The organism is Nitrospira sp., from assembly GCA_024998565.1.
GTDB lineage: Bacteria > Nitrospirota > Nitrospiria > Nitrospirales > Nitrospiraceae > Nitrospira_A.
Window position 1 is genome coordinate 213,731 of the sequence record JACOEM010000001.1, and the last position, 15,263, is coordinate 228,993.

A 15,263-nucleotide genomic window follows, 5' to 3' on the forward strand; every position below is an offset into this window, starting at 1 on the left:
GACAAGGACACCTTTATGAACACTCGCTTCTGGCTGACGACTTGCGGTATCGTGGGATTCTTATTTCTGAGCATAGGGAGACCAATCATGGCACAGAGTGAACAACCCGCCTCAACGCCTGACATCACGACCGTTTCCGGCCTGACCTACGCAGACGTCGTAGTAGGCACGGGCCGTGAGGCCGCCGCGGGAAACCTGGTGACCGTCCACTATACCGGCTGGCTGACCAACGGGAAAAAATTCGATAGCTCCGTCGACCGCAGCGAGCCGTTCTCCTTTCCACTCGGTGCCGGCAGGGTCATCAAGGGATGGGATGAAGGCGTCGCGGGAATGAAAGTCGGCGGAAAACGGAAGCTGACCATTCCTTCGCAACTTGGATACGGCGCACGTGGAGCCGGCGGCGTGATCCCGCCGAATGCGACCCTCGTCTTCGACGTGGAACTGCTGGAAGTCCGGTAGGACCGTTTTACACGCGCAGGCATTCACTCACCACCGTGGACGTTAGACGCACCTGATGAAACAGACACCCCTCATCGACGCTCACCGCAAAGCCCAGGGCAAACTCGTCGACTTTGCAGGCTGGGAAATGCCCATCCAATATTCCGGCGTAGTGGACGAATATCAGACCGTCCGCCGCCACGCAGGACTGTTCGATGTGAGTCATATGGGGCGCATTCGTGTCAGCGGGCCGGGCTCGCTGGCGTTTTTACAGCGCGTCACCACGAACGATGTGTCCAAACTCTCCGTGCGACAATCGCATTACTCCATGATCTGCGCGCCCAACGGCGGCATCAAAGACGACATCTTCGTCTACCACGTAAAGCCGTATGAGTTTTTGGTGTGCGTGAACGCCTCCAACCGGGAAAAGATTGTGGCATGGCTGCATGAGAAGGTGGCGCAAGCCCAGGGGTGCAAAGTCCAGGACCAGTCAGCATCCCTCGCGCAAATCGCGATCCAAGGTCCGGCCTCACGCGCCATCCTGGCAGCCGTGGGCCTTGCCGACCTCAGCACGCTGAAAATTCGTCACTGCCTGGACGCCACCCTATGCGGTCACGCGACCTTGGTGACACGGACGGGGTACACCGGCGAGTTGGGATATGAATTGTATCTTCCGGCAGAAGGGGCGCCGAAGGTCTGGGAACAACTGCTCGAAGCGGGACGTCCACTGGGCATGAAGCCGGCAGGGTTAGGCGCACGTGATTTGCTCCGGCTTGAAATGGCCTACCTGCTCTATGGCAACGACATGAATGAGGAGACAACTCCCATCGAGGCCGGGGCAGAATGGGTCGTGAAATTCGACAAGGGAGACTTCATCGGCAGAACTGAATTGCTTGCGCAGCAATCACAGGGAGCAGCACGACGGCTCGTGGCGTTCGAGCTCGTCGAAAAGGCTGTGCCGCGTCATGGATTCAAAATTCTGAGCGCGCAGGCACCTCATGCCGACATCGGCGAAGTCACCAGCGGAAACTTGTCGCCCTTGCTGCAAAAAGGTATCGGGATGGGATATGTCACGCCCGCTGCAGCCCAACCAGGGTCGTCCATTCTGATCGATATTCGAGGCAAGGCTTGCCCCGCCGTCGTCGTAAAACCACCGTTTTACAAGAAACCCGCGGGCACGCCGTAAGTCATGGTGAAACCGATCTACAAGGGCACGGTGGTCACGCTCAACGTCGATACGGTGCGACTGCCGAACGGCCATATAATCGATCTGGAAGTCATCCGCCATCCCGGTGCCTCCGCCGTCGTTCCCCTGAAAGAAGATGGAACGGTCGTGCTGATCCGCCAATTCCGTCATGCGGCGAACGGGTTTATTTACGAAATACCCGCAGGGAAACTCCATCCGAAAGAAGACCCGCTCGACTGTGCGGCCCGCGAACTCGAAGAGGAGATCGGTTATAAGGCCGGTCGATTCGAACTCCTTTCCAGCATTTTCACCGCGCCGGGATTTGCGGATGAAGTCATCCACATCTACCTTGCGACGGGCTTGACGATCGGCACGCAAAATCTGGATCAGGATGAAGTTCTGGAAGTGGTCGAAATGCCTCTCCGCGAGGCCATTTCGAAGATTGAGGATGGAACCATTCGGGACGGAAAAACGATCGTAGGGCTACAAGCAGTCTATATTCGGAAGGAGCGACACCGGTAGACGACCCAAGAGGTCTCCCACCATTCAGGATGGGAGACCTCCCAAGCCAGCTAGCCTCGCCAGAAACGGTGTTGTGTTTAGTGGCCGCCCTTTTTCTCGTCCTTCTTCTTCTCTTCGCCGAACACGGTCTGGGACAGGTGTCCACCCTTCTTCTCTTCCTTCTTCTTGTCATCGCCGAAGAGGGTCTGGGAGAAGTGGCCGCCCTTCTTCTCTTCCTTCTTCTTGTCGTCACCGGCGAACGAAGGAGCGCTGAACGCCACCAACAATGCAGCCGCCATCACCGTCAACATCATCTTCTTCATTCTGACCTCCTGTTAGGTTTGAAATTACCACCGACCGACGGATGTTCGGTAAAGCAAAGTCCTTGCCTCATGCACCCACAAATCTAAACTGTTGTTTTTTCGAACATGTCATTCATCACACTTCGTAATAATACAGAAAGCATGGCTCGATTCTGTGGCAAAATAGCCTGGGCGATACTAAACCGCCTCATCAGTCGATTCAGGAGATGCGACACGGTACGCGCTCACGACCATCATGCCAAATCAATCGCTCCTACCGGATCATCTCCGCCCGGAACTCAGCATTGTATTCGTGGGCATCAATCCTGGACGACGCTCAGCCGAGCTGGGTCATCACTATGCGGGACATTCGAATCGTTTCTGGAAACTGATTTACGACGCGAACCTTGTGCCGGCACCACTCAGCTATCGAGATGACGGGCGACTTCCGGACTGGGGATTGGGACTCACCAATCTGGTCGGTAGATCGACCACGAGCATGGCGAGTCTCACGCCGCAGGATTATGCGACCGGCCGACTTGTGCTCATGGAGAAAATTCTCCGATATCGGCCGCGGGTCGTCGCCTTGCTGGGCATGACCCTTTACCCGATCCTCTTTCCGCTCGAACCTAAACAGCCCGGGCGAAAACCAGGTCTGCAACCAGCGACACTGTACAACTCCAATATTGTGTTACTTCCAAACCCGAGTGGGCGAAACGCATCCTACCCGTACCATGCCATGCTGGAGGCATTTCGTACGCTGACACCGTGGGCCGGGAGCGGCCTCAAGAGTCATCCCTGACTACCCATGCCGCGCCACGCCCTCTGCTGGAATTCCGCCGGGGACCTGCTGTAAAATCTGCCGCTGATTTTCCTCCGGCACACCGAAACGGACACTCCATGAAATCTCTTCGCATTACGACTATCCTTGCGATCACGCTGTTATTCGCCGTGGAACTGGCTGCCGCCGGAACCCCGACGCAACAACTCACAGCCGATGCGATGCGCGAATGTGCGCTGGGCCGTCAGGCTCAGACTCGTACGGAGCGCGTTCAACATTTCGCACAAGGTCAAGCGTTTGGAGAACAGGCGATCGAAAAAGACGACTTATCGCCCGATGCCCACTTCTCGTTGTTTTGTAACCTCGGTGAGCAACTGCGGATCGACGGGGAAAGCCTGACCTCGCTCTTCGGCTTCAGACGCATGATGAAGGAGTTGAACCGCACCCTCGAACTGGCTCCGGACCATTTGGATGCCCTCTCAGCCAAGGGAACCGTTCTGGTGCGCATTCCGGCGTTCATGGGTGGGGATAAAGAAAAGGGGGAGACGCTGCTGCGTCAGGTCATTGCCAGGGAACCGGCTGCCGTTAATGCCCGGTTGAGCCTGGCAAAGAGCTATTGCGCCAATGGGCGGCATGAAGAAGCGGTCGCTATCGCGACCAAGGCGCTGGATCTCGCCCAAAGCCTGCAGCGCGCGGACTTCATTCCCGAAGCCCGGCAAGTGCTGTCCCAGTTACGAGCCCAAGCAGCCAAAGGCAATTGAGCAACCCGCTTTTTCCTCTCGCCTGGAATCAGGCCTACCGACTTACGAATGTGACGGCGGTTCCATCTGCCTGATCCCCGATCGACACAACTCCTCGATGTCATCCTTGGTCGGCATCGACTCCTGCGCCCCACGTCCGGTGGTGGCCAACGCACCGGCCGCATTGGCCCGCTCGATCGCGCTCTTGATCGGTACCCCTTCAGCCACAGCACAGGCCAAAGCACCGTTAAACGCATCTCCGGCGCCCGTCGAATCAATCGTCTCGACAAGAAATCCGGGGATATGGGTCACGTCGTTGCCGGTTGTCAGGAACGCCCCGTTTGCGCCACAGGTCACGACCACGATACCGACGCCACGATCAGTAAGAATCCGCGCCGCCTCTGCCGGATCCGCCGAACTGGTCAACGCCTGCGCTTCGGTCTCGTTGGGAGTGAGGATATCGATCAATCGCAGCAAGTCCGACGACAACTGAGCAGCGGGAGCCGGATTGAGCATAGTGGTGAGACCACATTCACGGCCGAGTCTCAACGCTTCAAAAACTGTCTCCAGCGGAATTTCCAGTTGAACCAGCAGGACCCGTGCTCCGGCTATCAACGCGCGGTGTTGCCGTACATCCGTTGGAGAGAGACGCCCATTGCTCCCTGAAACCACCGCAATCTGATTCTCGCCGGCTCGGTCAACGAGAATCATCGCGACTCCAGTAGGAGCCTCGTCATCGCGCAGGAGGACCGGCCTGGACAATCCCTGCGCGGCCAAATGCTGTTCGATCAACAGTCCATTGGCGTCCTCCCCCAGCTTGCTGAGAAAAGCGACATTCGCACCGGCGCGGGCTGCCGCGACGGCCTGATTTGCGCCCTTGCCGCCGAATGATTGGGCGAAACGGTACCCGAGGACGGTTTCTCCTCGACTCGGCAGACGATCCACCGACGCCACCAAATCGATATTGCTGGACCCGACCACTACGATCATGGGCACAGCCGGTTGCGTAGGAGACTCAGCGTCCGGTCGACATCGACATCAACGGCCACGCGCATGTTCGGACGTGCCTTCTCCTCCGGCGTGCGCTGGCGACGATCCGCGATGGTAATCCCGCGAGACACTCGCCCGGCCATTTCAACCGACACATGCAACGGCTCCACCTTCAACAAGGAGGAATCAACGGCGGCCAGAACGGCCAATGGATCGTGGAAATAGAAGAGCCCATGCCCTTCAACCTTTTCAGCGAACTCGAATGCCTTCCGCGTCATGTCAGTTGTCATCCGGGCGAGGGGGGCACGCGACTCAGCGGCCCAGCTCATTAAGCTCTCCCGTGTCACTCCCACTCGTGTCGTCACATCGAGCGGAACGAGCGTGAGCGGGAGCGAGGCCTGAAACACCCGATGCGCCGCATGCGGATCCACATACATATTAAATTCTGCTGCGGGGGCAACATTGCCCGGTACGCCGATCGCGCCCCCCATCACGATCACCGAATGAAACTTCTGAACCGTCAGGGGATTCACCTTCAGCGCCACAGCCACATTCGTCAGTGGTCCTAACGTGATCAGCGAGACCTCATCGGGATACCGGCGGACACATTCATTCCACACATCCTGGGCGGTTGAGAGCACGGAAGGCAACCGGACCTGAGGATATCGTAGCGTCCCCTCCTCGGCCAGGACAGAGTCGAGTTCGCCAAGCCCGTCGCTCCCGTGGACCTGGACCGCTGTCACAAGATCCTCCTCCAACGGCCGCGCCGCGCCCTGTCCGACCAACAGCCCCTGGGGTGGCTGTACAACGTTCAGCAGACGGAACAAATTCTTCGTCGCCTGTCCCACCGGCACGTTCCCGCACACGGTGGTCACCCCGACGACCTGCAATTCGGGCGAGGCGAACGCCAGCAGCAGCGCCAGAGCGTCATCGACTCCTGGATCGGTATCGAGGATCACTTTCGTGGGGGAGCGTCTCTGCATGCCTAGAAGATCTGATAGGGAATCGACCCCGGCTACAAACCGACGTCGCGCCCGGATGCCGTCGCGGCAAATCGGGTAGATTGTCCAAGTCCTTCCAGAACGGACTGATACCCGGACACCTCGTCGGGAGGTCCCATGAGAAAATATATGACCGATATATTGCCGGGCCCGAGGACTGCCAAGGCACGGCCGGCCAGGTCTTCACCCTGATACGAGCGGGCAATCGAGAGTTCGGTCTCAACTTCAAAACCGGCAGGAATAAATGACAACCCGTGTAACAGCGACAGAGGTTGACTGAGATGATCACGGACCATCTCACGGGTCACATCGGTGAGGGGGAACATCATGCCCAGGCCTTTCCCTTCCTCCGCCATCAGAAAGGGCATGTCCGAATCCTCGGGGCGAGTACTCTGCCAACCGGTCGGCACCAGGAACGACCAATCGGTCCCGGGAATTCTGAGCCTCGCGCCGGCGCGATACGTCACACCGGGATCGACATCGATGATGGGGCTGCCTTGTTGCGCCTCCGCAGCCGCACCCGATTCTAACTCAGCCCAAGCCGGCAGCGAGAAAAACAAGGGCACCAGGAGACAACCAGCGGCGACCGAAAGTCCGGCACGCACCTGCGGCAGGAGATAGGTCGCCTTTTCAGTCGAGGAGCCACCGCCCACAGATCGATCAGGACGCAGGATCCATCGGAGGACAGGTGCAAAAGAGGTGGCGGTCGCCATAGGCTTCATCGATACGACCCACGCTCGGCCAAAATTTGTTGTCACGCACCCACGGAGCGGGAAACGCCGCCTGCTCACGCGAGTACGGCTTCGTCCACTCAGCCGCGGTCACAGATAATGCCGTGTGAGGAGCATTTTTTAGAACATTGCCCGCGCGCGGTTGCCGGCCATCGGCAATCGATTCGATCTCGCCCCGGATCGCGATCAACGCTTCACACAACCGATCCAACTCCGCCTTCACTTCGCTTTCCGTCGGCTCGATCATCAAGGTGCCGGCCACGGGAAACGAGACCGTGGGAGCGTGGAACCCGTAATCCATGAGACGCTTAGCCACGTCCATTGCTTCCACACCGCTGCTCTCCTTGAGCGGGCGCAGATCCAAAATGAACTCATGTGCGACGAAGCCGCGGGTGCCGGTATACAAGACGGGATAATACTTTTCCAATCGTTTGGCCATGTAGTTGGCGTTCAGAATGGCCACCTGCGTGGCTTTGGTCAAGCCCTCCCGTCCCATCAGGGCGATATAGACCCAGGAAATCGTGAGGATGCTTGGGCTCCCGTACGGCGCGGCAGCGATCGGACCGATCGACTCCGGTCCACCCAGTTTGGTGACCGGGTGTCCGGGCAGGAACGGCACCAAATGACGGGCGACTCCGATCGGTCCCATCCCGGGCCCGCCACCTCCGTGAGGGATGCAGAACGTTTTATGAAGATTCAGGTGACAGACGTCCGCCCCCAGGTCGGCCGGTCGACAGAGCCCGACCTGGGCGTTCATGTTGGCCCCGTCCATATAAACCTGCCCGCCATGCGTGTGCACGATCTGGCACATGCGGCGAATCCCTTCCTCGAAAACCCCGTGGGTCGAGGGATAGGTGATCATCAACGCCGCGAGGCGGTTGCGATGCTGGGTGGCTTTGGCCTCAAGATCGTTCAGATCCACATTGCCGCGCTCATCACAGGCCACCGGAACGACTGTCATGCCGCACATCGACGCGCTCGCAGGATTGGTCCCGTGCGCCGACACCGGAATCAAGCAGACGTCGCGTTGCGTTTCGCCACGATGTCGATGATGCGCACGGATCACCATCAGCCCTGCATACTCCCCCTGCGACCCGGCATTGGGTTGCAGCGAAATGGCGGCAAACCCGGTCAGTTCAGCCAGCCAGGCTTCGAGCTGCTGGAACAGCGTCTGGTATCCCTGCGCCTGTTCGGACGGAGCAAACGGGTGAAGACGCCCGAACTCCGGCCAGGTCACCGGCAACATTTCCGCCGTCGCGTTCAACTTCATCGTGCAGGACCCCAAGGGAATCATGGAATGCACGAGCGACAAGTCGCGGGACTGAAGCCGGTGGATGTAGCGTAAGAGTTCGTGTTCGGCATGATACCGGTGAAACACCGGATGCGTGAGATAGGGGCTCGTGCGCGCGAGCGGCGCGGGATACCGCACATCGACCGAGGCGAGGATGGCCTGGAATTCTTCGGCAGGGATCTCATGACCGACGAAGAGCGCCAACACCTGCTGGACTTCCTCAACCGTACTCCATTCATCCAACGAAAGCCCCAGGCTCTGATCGTCGTACCGACGGAGATTGATCTTTTGTTGTCGCGCCCGGTTCAGAATGGTCTCCGATTGTGCCGGCGACAGTGGAACACGCAACGTGTCGAACACCGGCTCCAGACCGACGGCACACCCATGCCGCCGCAAACCTTCGGCCAGTACCATCGTTAAACCGTGAATCCGCTCTGCAATCCGCCGCAACCCTGCAGGACCATGATAGACCGCATACATGCCCGCCATGACCGCCAACAGCACTTGCGCCGTGCAAATATTGCTGGTGGCCTTCTCGCGCCGGATATGTTGTTCCCGGGTCTGCAGCGACAAGCGATAGGCCACGCGGCCCGTCACATCTTTCGAGACGCCGATGATGCGGCCCGGCATCTGCCGGCGAAACTCTTCCTTGGTGGCAAGAAACGCCGCGTGGGGCCCACCGAATCCAAGCGGGACACCGAACCGTTGGCTGGATCCGACCGCCACGTCCGCACCGAATTCTCCCGGTGAACGCAGCAGCGTGAGCGCCAGTAAGTCGGTCGCCACCACGACGTAAGCCCCCGAGGCATGCGCACGCGTGATGAACTCGCTGTAATCACCGACGTACCCGTCCGTCGAGGGATATTGGAGCAACAGCCCGAAGAACTCGTCCCGGGAAAGATCCAACGACTGAATCGCACCGATCTGCAGGACGATGCCCAACGGTTCCGCGCGGGTCTGCACCACCGCAATCGTTTGCGGATGGCAATTTTCAGAGACGAAGAATTTCTTGCGCTCATGCCCGGCCGCTCGAGACATGGCCGCACACATCGTCATCGCTTCGGCTGCGGCAGTCGCCTCATCGAGGAGCGACGCGTTGGCAAGCGGTAACCCGGTCAGATCGGCGACCATGGTCTGAAAATTGACCAGTGCTTCGAGACGCCCCTGCGCAATCTCGGCTTGATACGGGGTGTACTGCGTATACCATCCGGGATCCTCCAGAATGTTTCGCTGGATCACCAACGGCGTGACGCAATCGTAGTACCCCATGCCGATCAGAGACCGCCACACCTGATTCTGTCCGGCCATGCCACGCAATTCCGCCAGGACCTGCTGCTCGCCCCGCGGGGGCGGCACCGCCAAGGAGGTCTGCAAGCGGATATCGGACGGGACCGTCGCCTCCACGAGGGCTTCCAACGACGGCAGGCTCAGGGTGGCCAGCATCTCCTGGATGTCGGAATCCGTCGGGCCGATATGGCGGGGCACAAACGTATCGGTCGGCTCAAGGAAATTGGGTTGTGGCATGGGGGTGAAATCCTGCTAAAAGTTGGCGCTCTCGTCCATTCGAAGCGGTGTGAGCTAACCTATCATGCAGCACCGAGTTTTCCAAGCGTTCAGCACCCATCGCCATCGCTTGTTTTCCGAAATTCCATAGCGTAATAGTGACATCGGATGTCCCTCCAGGGACGTCGATCGCACGGCTACACGATGGCCAGGATACGAAGACCCATGATCACACATGACATCTTGATCGTCGGAGCGGGACTCGCCGGAATGCGGGCGGCTATTGCCGCACCGCCTGACCTCAATGTGGCACTCCTCTCCAAGGTTCATCCGGTCCGCAGCCACTCCGTGGCCGCCCAAGGCGGGATTAACGCGGCCATCGGGGAGCAGGACTCCTGGGAAGCCCATGCCTATGACACGGCCAAGGGGGGACTTTACCTGGGCGATCAGGATGCGATCGAGGCCATGTGCCGGGAAGCCCCGCAAGACATTTTAGAGCTTGAACGCATGGGTGTGATCTTCAGCCGCACCCCGGAAGGGCGAATCGCCCAACGGCCGTTCGGGGGAGCCGGATTTCCACGAACCTGCTATGCCGCCGACCGCACCGGACACGCGCTGTTGCACGCCATGTACGAGCAGCTGATGAAGCGACGATGCCGGGTGTACGAAGAATGGTACGTCACGGCGTTGCTGGTCGAACAGGGCCATTGTTGCGGAGTGGTGGCCTGGGATCTGGTCCATGGAGGATTGCAGGTCTTGCGTGCAAAGGCCGTCATTCTTGCCACCGGCGGGAGCGGCCGCGTCTTTTCGACCAGCACGAATGCCGTCATTAACACCGGAGACGGCATGGCCCTGGCCTATCGCGCGGGCCTCCCGCTGGAAGACATGGAGTTCGTCCAGTTCCATCCGACCACCTTGAAAGACACTGGCATTCTGATCACCGAGGGCGCGCGCGGCGAAGGCGGCTATTTGCTGAACACGCTCGGCGAGCGGTTCATGAAACGGTATGCGCCGGAGCAGATGGAGCTGGCGACCCGCTCCACGGTGTCGCTGGCCATCGGCCAGGAGATTCAAGAAGGACGAGGCGTCGACGGCTGCGTCTTACTCGATCTTCGGCACCTCGGCCGCGCCCGCATTCTGGAGCGGCTCCCGCAGATTCGAGAGTTGGCCCTGGAATTCGCCGGACTCGATCCGATCGAAACACCCATCCCCATTCGACCCGGCGCCCATTACCAAATGGGCGGCGTGAAAACCAACGCTTGGGGAGAAACCGACCTGCCGGGACTCTTCGCCGCAGGCGAATGCGCGTGCGTCAGTGTGCACGGAGCCAATCGCCTGGGAGGGAATTCCCTCCTCGAAACCATTGTCTTCGGGCGCCGTGCCGGCACGAGAGCCGCCGACGCGATCCGCGACTATGACCTGCAACCGGTTCCCGAAGAAGTCCTCAAGAGTGAAGAACAGCGCCTGAATACCTTGCTGACCAATCCAGGCCCGGAGCGGGCCTGGCAGATACGGGATGATCTCGGTAAGACCATGAGCCTCAATCTAGGCATCTTCCGCACCAAACAGTCCATGCAAGAGGCTCTGGGGGCCATTCAAGCCCTCAAGGCCCGTGCAAACCGGATGTGCGTTCAGGACAAAGGACGGATCTTCAACACCGACCTGATCCAGGCGCTTGAACTCCAGTGCCTACTCGACATCGCGGACACCATCGTCGTGAGCGCTCTCGGACGGGAAGAAAGCCGCGGGGCCCACTACCGGGCCGATTTCCCGACTCGAAACGACAGTGCCTGGCTCCGGCACACCGTCAGCCACCGTCGGGAGGACGGCCCGCAGCTGAGCTATGCCCCCGTCACCATTACACGATTCCCGCCCGCATAACGCCTCAATCTCCGCATAACCACTCCTCTGTACGGTGAGACGTCTCTGAGACGGCCCGGCTCAGGCCGTCGGACCGGTTGCGCTCCTACCGTTTTGCGCTATCCTTTTCAATAATCACCGATCGCTCCACTCGCGGGACCGTCCACAATACGCCCGGGCGAAGGGTCGTTAGGCACCATGGCAACCGTTCACCCAGGCACAGCGATATCTGCGTCCGCCATCCCTTCGCCGTCGGATTCGACGCAGGCCTTCGTCTGCCCCTTCTGCCAAACCGTCACCTCTTGCTCGCCTGTCGCCGGCATCCCCCTGCATCAATGTGCCTGTCACTCCTGCAACGAAAATCTGCTGATTCTCAACCATGACGGGCAACCAGCCGATGAAGACATGGTCGCCCCATCGTCAGCCGGCGGGCCTGATGCCGCCGACATGTCACGGCGTCTCGTAGGTCTCGCTGTGGCTCTGCTGGCCTGCGTCTTGAATTATGCCCTGCTGGCCGGCATGGCGTCCTGGATGTTCAATCAGATCAAATCGACGCATGATCCCTATGACATCGATGAATTGACGCTCTCCCCGATTATCTTGAAAGCCAACGGTTGGACAGCGCTTCACCTCGCAGCGGCACGAGGAGATGTCTCTGAGGTGACGTCGCTGCTGGAAGACGGGAGCCCGGTCGACCGACACAATAACAATGGACGAACGGCCTTGTTCGAAGCAGCAAAGCGCGGTCAGACACCGGTGGTCACGGTGCTGCTTCAATATGGAGCCAATCCCAACGCGAAGATGAAGCAAAACATGACCGCGCTACTGACGGCGGCTGAGCACGGACATGCCGACACCATTGCCGTGCTCCTGTCCAACAGCGCCGATCTCAATGCACTGTGCACCTGTGGCGATTCGGCGCTACACCGGGCCGTACGGAAAGGGCATCTGGCTGCCGCTCAAATCCTGCTGGAGCAGGGCATCGCCGCAAACCAAAAGAGCCATGGAGAGACCGCCCTTGAGATCGCGCAGCATGACGAGGATCGGGAATTGATCGAGCTGCTGCGCGCGCACGGAGGCAGAGAATTCTCCCAGGCCAAGGCCCATCGTGCCCAAGGCGTAGCCTTCCAGAAGAAGGGGCAGGTCGATAAGGCGCTTTTCGCATACGCCGAAGCCCTGAACCTGGACCCGGATGACCCGGAAGCCTATTTCGACCGCGGCACCGCGCTGCTCGAAAAGGACTCCCCCGATGAAGCACTCATCGCCTTTCACGCCGCGATCCGCCTCAATTCAACCTTCATCGAGGCCTATAGCGCCGCGGCCTCGGTACACGTCGCGCGCCGACAGTGGGACCAGGCCTCAGCCTTGTGGGACCGATACCTGGCACAACGGCCACAGGACGGCCGCGCCCATTTTGAACGAGCGATCGTCAAACGGTCGAAGGGGGACAGCAAAGGTTTCTTGCAGGAACTGCAACAGGCCTGCACCTTCGGGCATCGGGCGGCCTGCTGAACCATGACCACCACCGACGCGCAGAGCGAGACCGCCGACCACTCCCCAAGCGTAACCTGCAATCGCTGCCTCGGTCGCTATCGGATTCGCGACGCACGTCGATTGACGGGCAGATCCCGAAGCCTCTGCCCGACTTGCGGGGCACGATTCGCCGTCGTGGTCGCCGCGCCTGCTGTAAATCAACGACAAATTGAAGGACAGGTCCCTTCGCCGGCGCTCCTCCAGCCTCTGGCATCCGATGCCCCTGAATCCACCCCCTCAATACAACGCGGGTCCTTTCATGGAGTCGGCGGCACCTTGCTGGGCATGCAGATCGTCAACGTCTGCCTGACCATCGTCACCCTTGGCGCTTATCACTTTTGGGCCAAAGCGAAGATCCGCCGGTACCTGTTCAGTCAAACCTCATTCGCGGGAGACCGGTTTGTCTATCACGGCACCGGAAAAGAACTGTATCAGGGGTTCCTGAAAGCGATGGTGGTCTTCGGCATTCCCTATTTTTCGTTAGGCGCCGCACAGAGCTTGCTGGCCCTCCCGCAATCGGTCGACGTCATCTTGCAAGCGATGGCGGCTCTGGTGCTGTTCCTCTATGTCCCGATCGCCATCGTCAATGCGCGGCGGTATCGCTGCACCCGCACCTCCTGGCGAGGCATCCGGTTCTCGTTTCGAGGACGGACGGCGGACTTCCTGAAGCTCTATTTCAAAGGGTGGCTCTTCACCGTTCTGACCCTGGGCACCTACTATCCCTATTTCCAGACGCAGCGGCAGGCATTTCTCCACTCCCACACCTATTTCGGCAATCAGCAGTTTCGGTTTACCGGACACGGATCGGGCCTGATGGTGCCCTTTGCCGTCACACTCTTCACCACCTACGCGGTACTGTGCTTATGCGGCCTCGCCTTGGCCCTCCAGTTGACGAACGCCGGGCTCACGCTGCTCCTGATTCCCTTCGTGCTCGGTCCGGTGTGGGTGTGGTTGCTCGGGCAGAAACAGAAGTATTACTGGGATCACACCACGTTCGGCGAAGCACGATTTTCATCCAGCATCACCTGGCAAAAACTATTCGGCCTTTATCTCGGCAACCTTGCTCTCTTGCTGCTCACGTTGGGGTGGGCCTGGCCATGGGTGACCGTCCGGAACGCCCGCTTCTTCACCGGCACGCTTTCGTTGCAGGGTGTGACGGATCTCGATCGCGTTCTGCAAGACACCACCGAAACGTCCGTCACCGGCGAAGGCCTGTCGAACCTGCTCGACACCGGCTTCGATATGGACTAACCCGCATGCCCACCAGCCGGAGCGCCTTCTATCTCGACGGTCGCACGGCCACGCGCCATCGTGTCACCCTCACAGTCACCCCCGCGACCCTGCACATTGCGATGCCCGACGGCAGTGCCAAACAATGGCCCTATGACGAGATACGCCAGACGCAGGGGACGTACCGGGGCGAGCCGGTCCGCCTGGAATTCGGGCCTGAACCGGCCGAAACCATCGTCATTTCCACAGCCGCGTTGCTGAGGGACATTCACGGGGCGGCACCGGCTCTCGCACGGCACTTCCATAACCCGGCCAGACGAAACGCGCGCATCGGTTGGACCCTCTGTGCCGCAGTCGGCGTCGCTCTCATGGTCGTGGGTCTCTATCGATGGGGCATCCCCGGTATCGCCTCCGCCGCGACGCCCTTTATCCCCGTAGCGTGGGAAGAATCCCTGGGCCGGCAGGTCGTCGCACACCTTGCGCCGGAAACACAGCAGTGTCGCAATCCGGAGCGACTGCGCAAACTCGACCTCATCGTGCAAACGCTGGCCGCCACACATCCTGAGTCCCCCTATCGGATCACCCTCTCCGTCGTCGATGACCCGACCGTCAACGCATTCGCCGCACCAGGCGGCCGGGTGGTGATTCTCCGCGGCCTGCTGGAACGCACAGCCAGCCCGGATCAACTGGCCGGCGTGCTCGCCCATGAACTCCAACATATCTATCAACGCCATACGACCAAGGCCATTCTGGAACAGACAGCCGCCACGTTGCTGCTGACCGCCGTCTCCGGCGACCTGTCCGGCGGGCTCGCCTGGGGCCTCGAAGGCGCGCGCACGATGGGTTCGTTGCACTATAGCCGTACTCATGAAACGGAGGCCGATCTCGAAGGACTTCGTATGATGCAGGCCGCCCGCTTCGATCCCGCCGCCATGATTGCCTTCTATGGAACCATGGAGAGAGGCGCCCAGGATCAGGTCGGGCCACCTGCCTTCCTCTCCACCCATCCCGACATGGGGGAACGGCTCGCCACGCTCATCGCACTGGCCGGCCCTCCTCCGTCCGACGCCCAACGGCTTCTTCCCGGAGAAGACTGGAACGATATACGCTCGCTTTGTCGCATACAGGCCGGCGGGCCTTCCGCCTCAGCCTCCCCCGACCGGCCTTAGCTCCGCG

Annotated in this window: 14 protein-coding genes; 9 read left to right on the top strand and 5 right to left on the bottom strand. The window is 60.1% G+C overall.

All coding sequences use genetic code 11. The features are described 5' to 3' along the window. Positions 1 to 87 precede the first annotated feature (87 nt). From H8K11_01090 to H8K11_01100, 3 genes are read left to right on the top strand one after another with little or no spacing between them, the layout of a single operon-like run. On the top strand, positions 88 to 459 hold the full coding sequence (locus H8K11_01090) for an FKBP-type peptidyl-prolyl cis-trans isomerase (GenBank protein ID MCS6262326.1): 372 nt from the start codon (positions 88 to 90) through the stop codon (positions 457 to 459). 55 nt (positions 460 to 514) lie between these two features. Further along, positions 515 to 1,624, top strand: a complete 1,110-nt coding sequence (gene gcvT / locus H8K11_01095; GenBank protein MCS6262327.1) for a glycine cleavage system aminomethyltransferase GcvT — start codon at positions 515 to 517, stop codon at positions 1,622 to 1,624. A gap of 3 nt (positions 1,625 to 1,627) precedes the next feature. Beyond that, positions 1,628 to 2,146, top strand: a complete 519-nt coding sequence (locus tag H8K11_01100; protein MCS6262328.1) for an NUDIX hydrolase — start codon at positions 1,628 to 1,630, stop codon at positions 2,144 to 2,146. A 77-nt stretch (positions 2,147 to 2,223) separates the two neighbouring features. On the opposite strand, the gene H8K11_01105 is transcribed toward H8K11_01100, so the two are convergent. Beyond that, on the bottom strand, positions 2,224 to 2,448 hold the full coding sequence (locus H8K11_01105) for a hypothetical protein (protein ID MCS6262329.1): 225 nt from the start codon (positions 2,446 to 2,448) through the stop codon (positions 2,224 to 2,226). Between the two features lie 235 nt (positions 2,449 to 2,683). Between H8K11_01105 and H8K11_01110 the strand changes: the two genes are divergently transcribed. Continuing rightward, positions 2,684 to 3,229, top strand: a complete 546-nt coding sequence (locus tag H8K11_01110; protein MCS6262330.1) for a mismatch-specific DNA-glycosylase — start codon at positions 2,684 to 2,686, stop codon at positions 3,227 to 3,229. A 98-nt stretch (positions 3,230 to 3,327) separates the two neighbouring features. Next, entirely contained in the window at positions 3,328 to 3,969 is a 642-nt protein-coding gene (locus H8K11_01115; protein ID MCS6262331.1) for a hypothetical protein, read from the top strand. A gap of 42 nt (positions 3,970 to 4,011) precedes the next feature. Here H8K11_01115 and rbsK read toward each other — a convergent pair whose 3' ends face one another. The 4 genes from rbsK to gcvP are packed head-to-tail and all read right to left on the bottom strand — an operon-like array spanning position 4,012 to position 9,485. Continuing rightward, a complete protein-coding gene (gene rbsK, locus H8K11_01120) occupies positions 4,012 to 4,944 on the bottom strand; it encodes a ribokinase (protein MCS6262332.1) in 933 nt (310 codons plus the stop codon). Beyond that, positions 4,935 to 5,921: a nucleoside hydrolase gene (locus tag H8K11_01125; GenBank protein MCS6262333.1), complete on the bottom strand. Its 987-nt coding sequence runs from the start codon at positions 5,919 to 5,921 to the stop codon at positions 4,935 to 4,937. The genes rbsK and H8K11_01125 overlap by 10 nt, the downstream gene beginning before the upstream one ends. A gap of 32 nt (positions 5,922 to 5,953) precedes the next feature. Further along, entirely contained in the window at positions 5,954 to 6,652 is a 699-nt protein-coding gene (locus H8K11_01130; GenBank protein MCS6262334.1) for a hypothetical protein, read from the bottom strand. Further along, entirely contained in the window at positions 6,600 to 9,485 is a 2,886-nt protein-coding gene (gcvP, locus tag H8K11_01135; GenBank protein ID MCS6262335.1) for an aminomethyl-transferring glycine dehydrogenase, read from the bottom strand. Before gcvP ends, H8K11_01130 begins: the two co-directional genes overlap by 53 nt. Before the next feature lie 204 nt (positions 9,486 to 9,689). On the opposite strand from gcvP, the gene H8K11_01140 reads away from it, so the two are divergent. The 4 genes from H8K11_01140 to H8K11_01155 all read left to right on the top strand — a co-directional run bounded on the left by H8K11_01140 (position 9,690) and on the right by H8K11_01155 (position 15,256). Next, the gene (locus tag H8K11_01140) at positions 9,690 to 11,345 is read left to right on the top strand and encodes an FAD-binding protein (protein ID MCS6262336.1); all 1,656 of its coding nucleotides are present in this window, start codon (positions 9,690 to 9,692) and stop codon (positions 11,343 to 11,345) included. A 177-nt stretch (positions 11,346 to 11,522) separates the two neighbouring features. Continuing rightward, the gene (locus tag H8K11_01145) at positions 11,523 to 12,836 is read left to right on the top strand and encodes an ankyrin repeat domain-containing protein (protein MCS6262337.1); all 1,314 of its coding nucleotides are present in this window, start codon (positions 11,523 to 11,525) and stop codon (positions 12,834 to 12,836) included. A gap of 3 nt (positions 12,837 to 12,839) precedes the next feature. Then, positions 12,840 to 14,108 (top strand): DUF898 domain-containing protein, encoded by a 1,269-nt coding sequence (locus H8K11_01150; protein MCS6262338.1) that lies wholly within the window; start codon positions 12,840 to 12,842, stop codon positions 14,106 to 14,108. A 5-nt stretch (positions 14,109 to 14,113) separates the two neighbouring features. Continuing rightward, positions 14,114 to 15,256 (top strand): M48 family metallopeptidase, encoded by a 1,143-nt coding sequence (locus H8K11_01155; protein MCS6262339.1) that lies wholly within the window; start codon positions 14,114 to 14,116, stop codon positions 15,254 to 15,256. Positions 15,257 to 15,263 lie beyond the last annotated feature (7 nt).

Excerpts from the sequence above, each read along its gene's own strand:
- H8K11_01130 (MCS6262334.1), bottom strand. The coding sequence starts at position 6,652 with ATGGCGACCGCCACCTCTTTTGCACCTGTCCTCCGATGGATCCTGCGT.
- gcvT (MCS6262327.1), top strand. The coding sequence starts at position 515 with ATGAAACAGACACCCCTCATCGACGCTCACCGCAAAGCCCAGGGCAAA.
- H8K11_01100 (MCS6262328.1), top strand. The coding sequence starts at position 1,628 with ATGGTGAAACCGATCTACAAGGGCACGGTGGTCACGCTCAACGTCGAT.
- gcvP (MCS6262335.1), bottom strand. The coding sequence starts at position 9,485 with ATGCCACAACCCAATTTCCTTGAGCCGACCGATACGTTTGTGCCCCGC.
- H8K11_01155 (MCS6262339.1), top strand. The coding sequence starts at position 14,114 with ATGCCCACCAGCCGGAGCGCCTTCTATCTCGACGGTCGCACGGCCACG.
- H8K11_01145 (MCS6262337.1), top strand. The coding sequence starts at position 11,523 with ATGGCAACCGTTCACCCAGGCACAGCGATATCTGCGTCCGCCATCCCT.
- H8K11_01110 (MCS6262330.1), top strand. The coding sequence starts at position 2,684 with ATGCCAAATCAATCGCTCCTACCGGATCATCTCCGCCCGGAACTCAGC.
- H8K11_01140 (MCS6262336.1), top strand. The coding sequence starts at position 9,690 with ATGATCACACATGACATCTTGATCGTCGGAGCGGGACTCGCCGGAATG.
- H8K11_01125 (MCS6262333.1), bottom strand. The coding sequence starts at position 5,921 with ATGCAGAGACGCTCCCCCACGAAAGTGATCCTCGATACCGATCCAGGA.
- H8K11_01090 (MCS6262326.1), top strand. The coding sequence starts at position 88 with ATGGCACAGAGTGAACAACCCGCCTCAACGCCTGACATCACGACCGTT.
- H8K11_01115 (MCS6262331.1), top strand. The coding sequence starts at position 3,328 with ATGAAATCTCTTCGCATTACGACTATCCTTGCGATCACGCTGTTATTC.
- H8K11_01105 (MCS6262329.1), bottom strand. The coding sequence starts at position 2,448 with ATGAAGAAGATGATGTTGACGGTGATGGCGGCTGCATTGTTGGTGGCG.
- H8K11_01150 (MCS6262338.1), top strand. The coding sequence starts at position 12,840 with ATGACCACCACCGACGCGCAGAGCGAGACCGCCGACCACTCCCCAAGC.